Source organism: Brachybacterium sp. JB7, assembly GCF_003335205.1.
GTDB lineage: Bacteria > Actinomycetota > Actinomycetes > Actinomycetales > Dermabacteraceae > Brachybacterium > Brachybacterium alimentarium.
Genome location: NZ_QPGN01000013.1, coordinates 18,437 through 31,924 on the forward strand (window position 1 = coordinate 18,437; position 13,488 = coordinate 31,924).

11 protein-coding genes are annotated in these 13,488 nt (G+C 72.2%); 7 read left to right on the plus strand and 4 right to left on the minus strand.

Annotated elements, in window-relative coordinates:
• Positions 1-123 precede the first annotated feature (123 nt).
• Positions 124-531 (plus strand): DUF485 domain-containing protein, encoded by a 408-nt coding sequence (locus CIK81_RS13610; protein ID WP_096163568.1) that lies wholly within the window; start codon positions 124-126, stop codon positions 529-531.
• Entirely contained in the window at positions 531-2,117 is a 1,587-nt protein-coding gene (locus CIK81_RS13615) for a cation acetate symporter (RefSeq protein WP_096163567.1), read from the plus strand. Before CIK81_RS13610 ends, CIK81_RS13615 begins: the two co-directional genes overlap by 1 nt.
• Positions 2,118-2,129: 12 nt before the next feature.
• Here CIK81_RS13615 and CIK81_RS13620 read toward each other — a convergent pair whose 3' ends face one another.
• Together CIK81_RS13620 and CIK81_RS13625 are read right to left on the minus strand one after the other, a co-directional pair.
• Positions 2,130-3,050: a hypothetical protein gene (locus CIK81_RS13620; RefSeq protein ID WP_096196878.1), complete on the minus strand. Its 921-nt coding sequence runs from the start codon at positions 3,048-3,050 to the stop codon at positions 2,130-2,132.
• 1 nt (position 3,051) lies between these two features.
• The gene (locus tag CIK81_RS13625; protein WP_114355810.1) at positions 3,052-4,197 is read right to left on the minus strand and encodes an AI-2E family transporter; all 1,146 of its coding nucleotides are present in this window, start codon (positions 4,195-4,197) and stop codon (positions 3,052-3,054) included.
• Positions 4,198-4,240: 43 nt separating this feature from the next.
• Here CIK81_RS13625 and CIK81_RS13630 point away from each other — a divergent pair, with 43 nt between their 5' ends.
• A complete protein-coding gene (locus tag CIK81_RS13630; protein WP_114305554.1) occupies positions 4,241-5,218 on the plus strand; it encodes a diacylglycerol kinase family protein in 978 nt (325 codons plus the stop codon).
• A gap of 39 nt (positions 5,219-5,257) precedes the next feature.
• On the opposite strand, the gene CIK81_RS13635 is transcribed toward CIK81_RS13630, so the two are convergent.
• Positions 5,258-7,189 carry a solute carrier family 23 protein gene (locus tag CIK81_RS13635; protein WP_096163563.1) on the minus strand — a complete coding sequence of 644 codons (1,932 nt, stop codon included), beginning with the start codon at positions 7,187-7,189 and terminating at the stop codon, positions 5,258-5,260.
• A gap of 243 nt (positions 7,190-7,432) precedes the next feature.
• Here CIK81_RS13635 and CIK81_RS13640 point away from each other — a divergent pair, with 243 nt between their 5' ends.
• From CIK81_RS13640 to CIK81_RS13650, 3 genes are all read left to right on the plus strand, one after another.
• Positions 7,433-8,683, plus strand: coding sequence for an MFS transporter (locus CIK81_RS13640; protein ID WP_096163562.1), 1,251 nt, complete (start codon positions 7,433-7,435; stop codon positions 8,681-8,683).
• A gap of 81 nt (positions 8,684-8,764) precedes the next feature.
• Positions 8,765-9,592 carry an alpha/beta hydrolase fold domain-containing protein gene (locus CIK81_RS13645; RefSeq protein ID WP_114355811.1) on the plus strand — a complete coding sequence of 276 codons (828 nt, stop codon included), beginning with the start codon at positions 8,765-8,767 and terminating at the stop codon, positions 9,590-9,592.
• Positions 9,593-9,684: 92 nt separating this feature from the next.
• The gene (locus CIK81_RS13650) at positions 9,685-11,085 is read left to right on the plus strand and encodes a rhodanese-like domain-containing protein (RefSeq protein ID WP_114305587.1); all 1,401 of its coding nucleotides are present in this window, start codon (positions 9,685-9,687) and stop codon (positions 11,083-11,085) included.
• Between the two features lie 21 nt (positions 11,086-11,106).
• Here the strand turns inward: CIK81_RS13650 and CIK81_RS13655 are convergent, their stop codons facing one another.
• On the minus strand, positions 11,107-11,976 hold the full coding sequence (locus CIK81_RS13655) for a hypothetical protein (protein ID WP_114305552.1): 870 nt from the start codon (positions 11,974-11,976) through the stop codon (positions 11,107-11,109).
• A gap of 108 nt (positions 11,977-12,084) precedes the next feature.
• Between CIK81_RS13655 and CIK81_RS13660 the strand changes: the two genes are divergently transcribed.
• Positions 12,085-13,479, plus strand: a complete 1,395-nt coding sequence (locus CIK81_RS13660; protein WP_114355812.1) for a serine/threonine-protein kinase — start codon at positions 12,085-12,087, stop codon at positions 13,477-13,479.
• Positions 13,480-13,488: the final 9 nt, after the last annotated feature.

Sequence of the window (13,488 nt, forward strand, 5' to 3'; positions counted from 1 at the left end):
GCCAACGTAGCAATGCGGTCCTCCCCGAGCGTGCCTATGGCATGGATCACTGCTGCTAGGGTCACCTGGAGCCCGGGAGCCCCCTTGCCCGGGCAGCAGAGCAGAACGAAGGAGTTGTGCCCCGTGTCCACCCCTCCCCAGGGATCCTCAGGCCCCCGGCCGGACCCTCTCGACGGCCAGGACGCCGTCGACCCTCGATCATCCGCCGGAACGTCCGAACCGACTCCCGAGCAGTTCCTCGCCGTCCAGCAGTCCGAGGAGTTCAGGGGGCTGCGCCGCAGCTTCCGCGGCTTCGCGATCCCGATGACCATCACCTTCCTGGTCTGGTACCTCACCTACGTGCTGCTGTCCACGTATGCCGAGGGCTTCATGTCGATCCACGTGTTCGGCAACCTGAACCTCGGGATCCTCATGGGATTCAGCCAGTTCCTCATGACGTTCCTGATCACCTGGCTGTACATCCGCCACGCGAACAAGTCCCTCGATCCCGTCTCCTCCCGGATCCGTGACGAGCTGGAAGGGGCCCTCTGATGGAGTTCGGCAATCCGATCCTGAACATCGCGATCTTCCTCGCCTTCGTGGTCGTCACCCTGGTGGTCGTCATCAGGGTCTCCCGCACCACCACCAAGGCCAGCGACTTCTACCACGGCGGTCGCAGCTTCTCCGGCCGCCAGAACGGCATCGCCATCGCCGGCGACTACCTCTCGGCCGCCTCGTTCCTCGGCATCGTCGGCTCCGTGGCCCTGTACGGCTACGACGGCCTGCTGTACTCCGTCGGCTTCCTGGTGGCCTGGCTGGTGGCGCTGCTGCTCGTCGCGGAGCCGCTGCGCAACACCGGCAAGTACACGATGGCCGACGTCCTCTCCTTCCGCATGAGGCAGCGCCCCGTGCGCACCGCCGCGGCAACCTCCACCCTCGCCGTCACCTTCTTCTACCTGCTCGCCCAGATGGCCGGCGCCGGGGCGCTGGTGTCCCTGCTGATCGGCATCGAGGGCCGCGTGGGCCAGTCGCTGGTGATCGCCGTGGTGGGCTTCGTGATGATCGCGTACGTGATGATCGGCGGGATGAAGGGCACCACCTGGGTGCAGATCATCAAGGCGGTCCTGCTGATCACGGCCGTCGGCGTCACCACCGTGTGGATCCTCGCCCTGAACGGCTTCAACCTCTCGGCCGTGCTCGGCCAGGCGGTGAACTCCCATCCGGACGGGACCGCCATCCTCGAGCCGATGCTCCAGTACGGCACCTCGGGCTCCTCGAAGCTGGGCTTCGTCTCGCTCGCGATCGCGCTCGTCTTCGGCGCCGCCGGGCTGCCGCACGTGCTGATGCGCTTCTACACCGTGCCCACGGCCAAGGAGGCCCGACGCTCGGTGGTCTGGGCGATCGCCCTGATCGGGTTCTTCTACCTGTGCACCCTGGTGCTCGGCTTCGGCGCCGCGTACATGGTGGGGGTGGATGTGATCGCCGGGCTCCCGGGCGGATCCAACTCCGCGGCTCCCGCGCTCGCGTACGCCGTCGGCGGCACCGTGCTGATGGCGATCATCTCGGCGGTCGCCTTCGCGACGATCCTCGCGGTGGTGGCGGGCCTGACGATCACGGCCTCGGCGTCCTTCGCGCACGACATCTACAACGGCGTGATCAAGCACGGCCAGGCCGACCAGAAGAAGGAGGTCGCCGTCGCCCGGCGCACCGCGGTGGTGATCGGTGCGGTCTCCATCGTCGGCGGCATCCTCGCCGCCGAGCAGAACGTGGCGTTCCTGGTCTCGCTCGCCTTCGCGATCGCGGCGAGCGCGAACCTGCCCTCGATCCTGTACTCGCTGTACTGGAAGCGGTTCAACACCCGCGGCTCGGTGTGGAGCATCTACGGCGGACTGTTCAGCGCCCTGTTCCTCATCACGTTCTCCCCGGTGGTCTCCGGCTCGGAGACCGCGATGATCCCGGGCGTGGACTTCGCGTGGTTCCCGCTGACGAACCCCGCGCTGGTCTCGGTGCCGCTGGGCTTCTTCCTCGGCTGGCTGGGCTCGGTGACCTCCTCCGAGCACAACGAGCTCAAGCAGGCCGAGATGGAGGTGCGCTCGATGACCGGTGCCGGGTCGGAGAAGGCCACGGTCGAGCACTGAGAGTCGTCGAGGTCAGGCCAGGGCGAGCCCCGAGTCGTGCCGGGTGGCGCGGTCGTGCAGGTCGATGATCTGCTGCTCGACCTCCGTGGGGGCGGGTCCGGTGGCCGTGAGCAGGCGGCACACCGCGACCTCCCGCGAGGCGGCGCGGTAGCGCTCCACCCAGTCGGTGTGGACGCTGTCCTGCGCGGTGCGGCTGCCGAGCTGTTCGAAGCGGTCCACCTCGATCCGCCAGGGCTTGGGGGTCAGGCGTGCCCGGTAGCTGTCGTGCACGCGGCTCAGCAGCATGTAGAGGCGGTCGCTGTGCAGCTCGGCCATCAGCTCCTGGGCGCGGTCGCCGGTGGGCTCCGCACCGGCGCCGGTGAGCAGCACACGGAATCCGTTGCGGGTGCGATAGCTGCGCATCCCGAGCTCGGGATGCGCCTGCGCGAACCCCTCGATGCGCTGGACGATGCGGGCGTGCGCGTCGCCCCGTTCCCCCGGGCCGGGCAGGCCGAGGGCATCAGGATCCGGTTCGGCGGCCGCGTCGGCACCGCCGCCGCCGAACAGGCGCGAGAGCAGTCCGCGCTTCCCGCGGGCGGGCGGGCGTGAGGAGGCGGGCAGATCGATGTCGCTGATCAGCACCGCATCGGTGTTCAGCACCGCGGCGCCGTAGCGGTTGCGGGTGATCGCGGCGATCAGGGCGCCGCTCGGGGCGTGGATCTCCTCGAGCAGCTCCTCGGGCAGGCGGCGCGCGGGGTAGTACTCGATGTCCGAGCCGACCGCGGCCCCGGGGCCTCCGGAGGCGATCAGGCGCTCGAGGCGCTCCTGGGCGTCGCGGCGGGCGTCCTCGGGCGAGACGTCCGAGGAGCCGTGGATCGTCAGGTCGAACTCGCGGCCCTCGGAGGTGGTGCGGACCTCTCGGACCGTGGCCCAGTGGCGGGGGATCGGCTGCATGCTACGACTGTAGACGGTCGGGTTCCTCGCCCGGCCTGTCCTCGTCCTCGTCCTCGTCCTCGTCGACCGCGGCCGCGCCGTGCCGCATCCGCTGGTACTTCCACCGTTCGGCGATGGTCGCCTTCGACGACGCCCGGTTCGTGGGGGTGCGGGGGTCCTTCCCCAGGACCGGGTCGTCGCCCACCTGGTAGGTGTCGGTCCAGACCTGGATCACCGCCCATGCCACGGCGGTGAGGGGGACGGCGAGGACGGCGCCGAAGAAGCCGCTGACGATCGTGCCGACGGCCAGCGCAAGCAGCACGACGAGGGCGTGCAGGCTCAGCGCACGCCCCATGACGATGGGCTGGAGCAGGTTGCTCTCGAGCTGATTGACGAGGACGACGATGGCGATCACGACCAGGGCGATGAGGGGGCCGCTGGTCACGAGGGCCACCAGGGCGGCGACGGCTCCTGCGACGGTGGCTCCGACGATCGGGACGAAGGCGCCGACGAACACGATGACGGCCAGGGGCACCGCGAGCGGCACCCCGAGGAAGGCCAGCGGCACCCCGATGAAGAGGGCGTCGACCGCGGCGATGGTCGCGGTGCCGCGGACGTATCCGCCCAGCAGCTGGACGGTCCGGTCGCCGGATTCGGCGAGTTTGGCGCGGGTCGGGCCGTGGAACCAGCGCAGCGTGAAGTTCCACAGCATCGGGCCGTCCTTCAGGAAGAAGAACAGCACGACGATCATCAGCACCGCGCCGGTGACGAATCCGGTGGCCGCACCGAGCCCGCTCAGCGCGCCGCCGAGGAACGTCCCGCTGGTGATGAAGGAGGTGACCTGCTGCAGCGCGGAGTCGATGGAGGCCGTGTCGACGGGCACGGGGCCGGTGCGCAGGACGCGCTGGAGCTCCTGCCAGCCGCCGACCGCCGAGCTGGACAGCTCGTCCCAGTCGCTGCGCACGGCGAAGACGACCCCGGTCACGACCCCGCCCAGGACGACCAGCGTGCCCAGGAAGGTGGCGATGGTGGCCAGCAACGGGGACCAGCGCTTGCGGACCAGCCAGCCGACCAGCGGGCGGACCGCGGAGGCGAGGATGAGCGCCACGAGCGCGGCGACCACGACCAGGGCGACCCGGGCCAGGAGCCACAGCAGGCCGACGACCACGGCGGCGACGACGTCGACATGGTCAGGAGGCTACGCTCCGAACATGTCCTCCGCCGGGCCTTCCGCCGACCACGCAGCGATCGTCTACAACCCGGTCACGGTGCCCCTGGACCGGGTGCGCGGTGTCGTCGAGGAGGAGGAGCGCCGCCACGGCTGGGGCGCCTCGCAGTGGTTCGCGACGGCTCGGGAGGACTCGGGTCGCGGCGCGGCGGCCCGCGCGCTCGCCGGTGCCCCGTCGGTCGTGATCGTGGCCGGGGGCGACGGGACCGCCCGCATCGTCGCCGAGGCGGCGCTGGGCAGCGGGACCCCCTTCGCCCTGCTGCCTTTCGGGACCGGCAATCTGCTGGCGCGGAACCTGGGCCTCCCGCTGGGGGAGCCCACCGCGTCGGTCGCCGCCGCGTTCTCCGGGGCGACGCGTCCGGTCGACGTCGGGGTCGCCGAGCTCGAGGACGAGGCGGGGGAGTGGACCACGCGGATGTTCCTGGTCATGGCCGGTATAGGCCTCGATGCGGAGATGGCTCGCACCACGAGCACGCTGGCGAAGCGGATCATCGGCTGGCTCGCCTATGTGCCGCCGATCGCGCGCTCGCTCCTCGCGCACCGGCCGCTGGACCTGCGATATCGGATCGATGGCGGGCGCATCCGGACGGCTCGCGCCCACACGGTCATCATCGGCAACTGCGGCACGCTGACCGGCGGCATGCTGCTGCTGCCGGAGGCCGCCCTCGATGACGGCCTCCTCGACGTGGTCATGCTGCGCCCTGCGCGCCGCCTGGGATGGGCCCGGATCGGGGCCCGTCTGACGGCGCAGGGAGTGGCGCACCGGTCGCGGTTCGGCCGGAGCATGCTGCGGCTCGCCCCCGGGCTGCACGCTCTGGTCTACGCCCGGGGACGGACGTTCGAGGTCCGCTTCGGGACGCCCTACGGGGTGCAGCTCGACGGCGACAGCGTGGGCCTCGCCCGCAGCGCCCGGATCGGTCTCCGCCCCGGTGCGCTGCGCGTGTGCGTCGCCGGCGGCTGAACCGCGCTCCGAGGTGTGACGGCCCCGGCAGCCCTGCTCCTATTGCAGCGACTCGAACTTGCGGACCCAGGCCGTGCCGATGGGATTGGCGTCGGCCACCATGATCCCGAAGCGGTCCCCGGCGATCTCGGCGACCTCGGTCAGCGCCACGCGACGCTCGTGCTCGAGGGAGTGGTCCAGGCGGCGCACGCCGTCGGCGATGATCTTCGCGAACGAGTCGGTGCGGCCGAGGTAGGAGACGAAGGGCATCGAGAACTTCTCGGCGTACCGGGCCGAGAGGTCGCGCACCGCCTCGACGTCCTCCTCGGTGAGGTTCTCCAGCGCGAAGGAGCCGACGTCCTGGCTGATCACGCCGGCCTGCTCCTCGGAGGCCGTCATGAGCGTGGCCATGTCCGGATAGCTCTCCACGAGGGCGTCCTGCTGGGAGCGGTCCGCGGTGAGCACGGCGTCCTCGATCGCGGCGCGCAGGGCGGGGGCGTCGGCGAAGGGGCGCGACTCCCAGGCGCGCTCGAGAGGCCAGGTGGCGCCGTTGAAGAGGGAGCCGAAGGTGGACACGAAGGTCTCGCGCTCCATCTCGCCCACCTCGGAGATCCCGATGCGCTCGCCGGCGGCCGTGGTGGTGACCATCGCACCGCGCTGGCGGCCGATGTGGAAGAACAGGATGTTCAGCACGATCGCGGAGATCGCGCCGACGGTCACGCCCGAGGAGACGAACACCTGCGCCCACGAGGGGAACACGCCGGCGATGTCCGGCTTGAAGCTGACCAGCATGGCCAGGCCGAGGGAGGTGCCCACGATGACCGAGTTGCGGTTGTCGGTGAGGTCCACCTTGGACAGGGTCTGGATGCCCACGAGCGCCACCGACGCGAACAGCGCGAGCGAGGCGCCGCCGAGCACGGGGGAGGGGATCGCCTCGACCACCGCGCCGGCCTTGGGCAGCACGCCGAGCACGATCATGATCACGCCGGCCCCGGCGACCACCCAGCGGGACTTCACACGGGTCAGGCGCACCAGGCCGATGTTCTGCGCGAAGCAGGTGTACGGGAAGGAGTTCAGCACGCCGCCCAGCAGCGTGGAGAGGCCGTCGGCCCGGACCGCCTCGGCGATGTTCCGGGGCCGGATCCGCCGGCCGACGATCTCGCCCGCGGCGAAGACGTCGCCGGTGGTCTCGACCATCGTGATCAGCATGACGATGATCATCGAGATGATCGCGGTCAGCGAGAAGGTGGGGACGCCGAAGTAGAAGGGCGTGGTGACGCCGAAGGCGGAGGCCTCGGTGACTCCGCCGAACGAGGTGTCGCCCAGGATCAGGGCCACGGCGGTGCCGATCACCAGCCCCAGCAGCACGGCGATGGTGCCCAGGAAGCCGCGGAAGAACCGCTGCACGAGCACGATGATCCCCAGCGTGCCCAGGGCGTAGGCGATGTCGCGGCCCGCGGGGACGCCCTCGGCGTAGTTGGTGATGTCCCCGGCGGAGACGCCCAGCAGCGTGATGCCCATCGTGGTCAGCACCGTGCCGATCACCACCGGCGGGAAGAAGCGCAGGATCTTCGCGAAGTACGGGGCGACCAGGAAGGTGAACAGGCCTGCGACGATGATCGAGCCGTAGATCATCGGCAGCCCCTCGGCGCCGCCCTCGCCGCCCGTCGCGGCCAGACCGATCGCGATGATCGGGCTCACCGCCGTGGTGGTCACGCCCTGGATGATCGGCAGGCGCACGCCCACCTTCCAGAAGCCCACCGACTGGATCAGCGTCGCGATGCCGCAGGTGAACAGGTCCGCGTTGATCAGGTGGATGGTCTGCTCCGCCGTCAGGCCCAGGCCCGAGGCGATCAGCAGCGGCACGATCACCGCGCCGGCGTAGAACGCCAGGACGTGCTGGATCGACAGCACGCCGAGCCGGGCAGGCGGTGGGACCTGGTCCACAGGATGCTTCGGGGAGGTCTCGAGCGCGGGGGAGGCGGTGGTCATGGGCCGTCCTAGGGAAACCATCGGGTGGGGAGCGGGGCCGCTGGGCAGCGGGCACCAGCGTAGGGCCACGGCTGCGGCCCACGCCCGACGGGGTCGCATCATGGCTGGTCAGTCGGGCCGGACGAGAGGCACTCCACGCCCGGCCGTCCACAGTGTGGGACGCTGCGGGCCCGTGAGGCGCCGGCGCATGACATGCGAGGCAACCAATGGCCAGCAGGGGGCGCGGCAGGGTACAAGGGACGGGTGAGCAGCACCCCCACCCCACCGCCCACCGTCCGTCCCGAGCCCGGCGCCCGGCCTGCGCGCGCGACCGCCGTCGGCGGCGTCCTGGCCGTCCTCGCCGTCGGGCTGATCGCGCTGAACCTCCGTCCCGGGGCGACCTCGCTCGGCCCGGTCATGGAGGACGTGGTGGGCGCCTACGGCCAGGGCGCGATCGCGTCCGGTCTGCTCACGGCGCTGCCCTGCATCGCCTTCGGCATCTTCGGCTTCCTCGCCGTCCCGATCTCCCGACGGCTGGGGCTGACCGGCACCGTCGTCGCCTCGTTCGTGCTGGTCGCGATCGGTCTGCTGCTGCGCCCCACGGCCGACAGCTTCGGCATGTTCCTGGTGCTGTCACTGCTGGTGCTGGTGGGGCCCGCGCTCGGCAACGTGGTGGTGCCCGCCTGGATCAAGCAGCACGGCAGCGCGCACACGGTGGGCCTGATGACCCTGTACAGCGTGATGCTCGCCGTCGGCGGCTCGGCGGGCGCCGCGCTCGCGGTCCCGCTCGCCGGAGGGGCGGCCGACGGGTGGCGCGGCTCCCTGCAGCTGTGGGCGCTCGCGGCCGCGGTGCCGGCGGTGATCTGGGCGTTCGTGCTCACCCGCACCGGCCACGACTTCCCGCCCGCCCCCGCGGAGGGCGATCTGCCCGGATCCCTGCTGCGCTCGCCGACGGCGATCGCGCTGACCGTCATGTTCGGCGTGCAGTCCGCGAACGCCTACACCCAGTTCGGGATGCTCCCGCAGGTCCTCACCTCCTCCGGGATCAGCCCCACACGAGCGGGATTCCTGATCGCCGTGATCTCCGGCTGGGGCTTCGTGGGCGGCCTGGTCATGCCCACCGTCATCGCCCGCTTCCGGCACCTGCCGTGGCTGGTCGCCGGCTTCGGGGTGCTCACCACGATCGGCTATCTCGGCCTGTGGCTCGCCCCGGCCGCGAGCCCGATGCTGTGGGCCTGCGTGCTCGGGATCGGCGGCTTCGCCTTCCCCACCGCGATCGCCCTGCTGCCGGCCCGCACCCGCAGCGCCCGGGTGACGGCTCGCCTGGGCGGGCTCGCGCAGCCGCTGGGCTATGTCTTCGCCGCGCTCGGCCCCATCGCGGCCGGCACCATGCTGGACCTCACCGGATCGTTCCCCGCCGTGCTGGTGTTCCTCGCGATCACCGGGATCGTGCTCGCGATCGCCGGATACCGGGCGGCCCTGCCGCGGTACGTCGACGACGAGATCACCGCCTGAGCCCGCTGCCGCACAGCGCTGCCGCGCACGAGGTGTCGGCACCGCGAGGACCTGCCCGGAGAATCATGGGAAGATGCCCCCATGAGCATCGTCCGCACGCTGCGCATCCTCGCCTCCCAGCGCCCGTCCCTGCCTCCCCGCGCTCTCGCGGCACCGCGCAGGGTCGCGCGTCGTCGGCACGGGAACGTGCCTGTGACCTGGATCGACGCTGACCTCTCCTCGACCGCCACGATCGTGCACCTCCATGGTGGGTCCTATGTCGCCGGTGAGAAGACGGCGCACTGGGAATGGCTCGAAGAGGTGGGGCGGCGCTCCGGGGCCGCCACCGCGATGGTCCACTACCGGCTGGCGCCGACATACCCGTACCCCGCTGCGATCGAGGACGTCCTGCACGCGATCGATGCGATGGGCGAGCAGGCCCTGCTGCGCCCCGGGCGCTGGGTGCTCTCCGGGGACGGCGCCGGCGCGGGGCTCGCGCTCGCCGTCGCCCAGACCCTCGCCGCCGCCGGCGGGGACGCCCCCGCCCTGCTGCTGCTCGAGTCGCCCTGGGCGGACCTCACGGAGTATGCGGCCACCACCGGCGGGCTCTCCCATGCCGCTGCGCGCCTGTACGCCGGCGCGGTCCCTGCGGAGAACCCCCGCATCAGCCCGCTCCGCGGCGACCTCGGCTCCCTGCCGCCGGTTCACCTGGTCACCGGCACCGAGGACGAGGTCGTGCAGGATGCGCGCCGACTGCGCGAGGGCATCGCCGCCGGCGGCGGCACGGTCGAGTACGTGGAGATCCCCGGCGCAGGTCACAGCGTAGCCCTCACAGGCGCGACGGCCGACGCGCAGTCCGCGCGACGCACCCAGATCGCCGCCGTGCGACAGGCCGTCGGCCTCGACCCGGCGCCCGCGCCGTCCGCCTGAGGCGACCCGGCATTCATCTCGCCGTGTGAGGATGACGCTGTAGCACCGGGGCCCGGGTGCGGGTCGCGGAGGAGTCGATCGGAAGGCGAGAGATGATCCTCGAGAGGCTGTACGACACCGACCTGGCGCAGGCCAGCTATCTTCTCGCCTCCGCGGCCGCGCGACGCGCGATCGTGGTGGATCCCCGCCGTGACGTGCAGGTCTACCTCGACCTCGCGGCGGCCCACGGTGTCCAGATCACCGACGTCACCGAGACCCACCTCCACGCCGACTATCTCTCGGGCTCGCGCGAGCTGGCCGAGGCCGCCGGCGCCGCGCTCCACGTCTCCGGGCACGGCGGGGCGGACTGGAGCTACGGCTACGACGCGCAGCTGCTGCGCGACGGGGACGAGATCGAGCTCGGGGAGGTGCGCGTGCGCGTCCTGGCCACCCCCGGCCACACCCCGGAGCACCTCAGCTTCCTGATCACCGACGGCGGCATGACCGACCAGCCCGGCTACCTGCTCTCCGGGGACTTCGTCTTCGCCGGGGACCTGGGCCGGCCGGATCTGCTGGACGAGGTCGCCGGCGGCGAGGACACCCGGGAGGACTCCGCCCGGGCGATGTTCGCCTCGCTGCGCGACCGCTTCGTGACGCTGCCGGATCACGTGCTGGTCCTCCCCGGCCACGGGGCGGGCTCCGCCTGCGGGAAGTCGCTCGGCGCGGTGCCCGCCACGACCGTCGGCTACGAGAAGCGCGTGGCCTGGTGGGCGCCCTTCGTCGAGAGCGGCGACGAGGCGGGGTTCGTCGACCGTCTGCTGCACGGCCAGCCCGAGGCCCACGCCTACTTCGCCCGGATGAAGCGCCAGAACCGCGACGGGCCCGCGCTGCGCGGCCCGGCCGAGCCGCTCGCCGAGCTCTCCCCGGCCGACGTCGCCGCGCAGCTCGCGGACGGCAGCGCAGTGCTGCTGGACACCCGCGAGCTCGCCGACGTGCGCCGCCGCTCGGTGAGCGGCGCGCTCACCGTGCCCGCCTCCTCCAAGCGCTCCACGTTCGCGGCCTGGAGCTACGATCCCGAGCGCGAGGACACGCCGCTGATCCTCCTGGCCCGCGACGCCGAGCAGGCCGAGGAGCTGCGCGACAACCTGCTCCGGGTCGGCATCGACGAGGTGGCCGGCTATGTGACCACCACCGAGGGCCTGCGCTCCTTCACGCCCGAGACCGTCGCCCCCGCCGACCTCGCGGGCTACGAGCATGACCTGCTGCTCGACGTCCGCGGCCGTGAGGAGCACGCCCTCGGTGCGGTGCCCGGATCCGCGCAGCTCCACGCGGGCCGAGCGTTGTGGGAGCTCGAGCAGCTCGAGGCTCTCCATGAGGGCGGCCGCATCGTCGTGTACTGCCAGTCCGGGCTGCGCGCCGGCATCATCTCCGCGGCCCTGCGCCGTGCCGGCTGCGAAGTCGCCGAGCTCGAGGGCAGCTACGCGGGCTGGTCGCAGTGGGCGGCGGCCCGCTGAGGCCGGATCCGAGGGGAGGGATCAGGCGCAGAGCACGTTGGTCGCGTCGTCCCCGGACAGCAGCGGGGACCCGGGATCCAGCAGGTCCTCCTGCGTGAGGCGCGGGGAGGCGATGACCGAGTCCGCGGTCTCCTGCTGCGCCGCGTGATGCTCCGCGGTGTCCGCGAGCGCGGGCACGACGAGCCCGTCGGCCTCCCGGACCCCGCAGGTGTCGAGCCCGTGCACGGTCACCCGCAGGGTGGCCGAGGTCGCCGCTCCGAGATCCTCCCCGGTGTCGAGGTGCGCGACGATGCCGGTGCGATAGGCGACCACGCCCACCTCATGACTGTCCACGTCGACCACGGACCAGGCGATCGTCCCGCCCAGCAGCAGCACGGGAGCGCCCTCGAGCTCCGCCCGGTACCAGTCCATCCCCAGCGCGGGCCGGCCGATGGTCGCGAAGCCGGGAGCCAGGGCGAAGCCGTGCACGTGGCGCTCGCCGTCGTCCCAGGCCTCGGCCAGCTGCTCGCGCCAGTACGAGGGCGCGGCGGCGCTCACGAGCTCGAGGGCGGCGGCGGGGTCGAGACCGGCCAGCGCCTCGGGGGAGAGATAGGCGGTCTCCAGGAAGTCGATCAGGGCTGTCCGGGTCGGGTCGAGGACGGCGTCGTCATCGCCCAGCGGTTCCCACGAGTCCAGCTCGGCGGCGTCGCCGCGGATCGGCAGCGCGAGCACGTCGGCGGCGGTGCGCCCGTCCCAGCGCACCTCGTCCAGATGGGCGAGCGGATCCCGCGGGACGTCGTCGGCGGTGGCGACCGCGGCCGGCCCCCGGGCGCAGCCCGCCCCGAGGAGCACGGCACCGCAGGACAGCAGGCCGCCGAGGTCACGGCGCCGCAGAGGTGCAGCCAGAACCACGAGAACCCCCTCCGGTCGTGGCGCCGCGGCGCCCGGGCTCGTTCCCGGGTCCACAGAGACCGAGGTCAGCATAACGGTGCCCCACCCGCCGGTTATGCTGAGGCCGCTATGGCTGATGTGATTGTCGGGCGCTTCGCCCTCATCGACCTGATCGCCAAGGGCGGTTCCGGGTCCGTGTGGCGAGCCTGGGACTCGAAGGCCGGGGAGCTGTGCGCGGCGAAGGTGCTGAGGCAGCGCGACTCGGCCGATCTGATGCGGTTCGTGCGCGAGAAGGGCGTCAGCTTCGACCATCCCCACCTGCTCACCCCCTACGGCTGGGGCGCTGAGGACGAGCACGTGGTGATCGCGATGCCGCTGGCCGCCGGGGGCACTCTCGACTCCGTGGTGCGCACGCGCGGCAGGCTCGCCGAGCCCGCCGTGGTGGTCCTGCTCGATCAGCTGCTGGACGGGCTGTCCCATGTGCACGCCGAGGGGTGGATCCACCGCGACGTGAAGCCGGCGAACATCATGTTCGAGCCGCGCGGCCGTGCCGCGCCCGTCTCGCGACTGGCGGACTTCGGCATCGCCGTGCACGAGAGCGATGTGCGCTTCACCCACGTGGGCATGGTCAACGGCACCCCCGGCTACATGGCGCCCGAGCTGTTCGCGATGGCCGAACCCCATCCCTCGCACGACCTCTACGCCGCGGGAGTGGTCGCGCTGGTCGCGCTGAACGGCAGGATCAGGCTGCACGACGGTGCCTTCCGGCCCGACGAGCTCGCCCAGCACCTGCGCGGCGTGACCCCCAAGCTCTCCGCGGTGATCCGCACCCTGCTCGCCGCTCAGCCGGAGGAGCGCTACCAGGACGCCGACACCGTGCGCCGTGACCTGCCGCGTGTCCCGCCGGGCTACCCGCTCACCCACGCCGACGGCGCCCCGCTCGACCTGGTCGACACCCTCGACCCGCTGCCGCCGGATGCCCCGGGCGCCGTGCGCCCGGAGCGGCCCGTCCCCGAGCTCGCGCCGTCCTCGATGGAGGCGATCCGGGCGGGCCAGGTGCAGCAGGGCTTCTCCTCGGGCTCGCCCTCCCCGCAGACGGGACCGCCCGGCCACGGCCCGCAGCAGGGCGCGCCGGGTCAGTACGGCGGAGGTCCTGGGCTCACGCCGCCGAGCCGGAGCTCCCCGCAGACCACCACCTCGGCCCAGGCTCCCGCCGGTCCGGTGGCCGCCCGGCCGGCGGGGACCCACCGCAGCACCCTGATCGCGGCGGGCATCGGCATCGCCGCGGCCGTGCTGCTCGGCGCGATCGTCGCGGTCACCCTGCTGTGGGTCTTCCCCCGCCCCGGCTCAGCGCTGCCCGGCGCCGAAGGGACCTCGCACAGCAGCATCGATCCGTCGTTCGCCGAGGTCGAGGCGGGGCAGGAATGCGCGCCGACGGATGAAGGGGTCATCGCCCTCACGCCCGACGGCGCCTACGTCTCCTGCACGGCGGCCGACGACGGCGCCGTGCACCGCTTCGCCTGACCGGGGCGT

What these genes read in the sequence shown, in the direction of transcription:
- CIK81_RS13615 (WP_096163567.1), top strand. Translation starts at nt 531, where the DNA reads ATGGAGTTCGGCAATCCGATCCTGAACATCGCGATCTTCCTCGCCTTC.
- CIK81_RS13620 (WP_096196878.1), bottom strand. Translation starts at nt 3,050, where the DNA reads ATGCAGCCGATCCCCCGCCACTGGGCCACGGTCCGAGAGGTCCGCACC.
- CIK81_RS13630 (WP_114305554.1), top strand. Translation starts at nt 4,241, where the DNA reads ATGTCCTCCGCCGGGCCTTCCGCCGACCACGCAGCGATCGTCTACAAC.
- CIK81_RS13635 (WP_096163563.1), bottom strand. Translation starts at nt 7,189, where the DNA reads ATGACCACCGCCTCCCCCGCGCTCGAGACCTCCCCGAAGCATCCTGTG.
- CIK81_RS13645 (WP_114355811.1), top strand. Translation starts at nt 8,765, where the DNA reads ATGAGCATCGTCCGCACGCTGCGCATCCTCGCCTCCCAGCGCCCGTCC.
- CIK81_RS13650 (WP_114305587.1), top strand. Translation starts at nt 9,685, where the DNA reads ATGATCCTCGAGAGGCTGTACGACACCGACCTGGCGCAGGCCAGCTAT.
- CIK81_RS13660 (WP_114355812.1), top strand. Translation starts at nt 12,085, where the DNA reads ATGGCTGATGTGATTGTCGGGCGCTTCGCCCTCATCGACCTGATCGCC.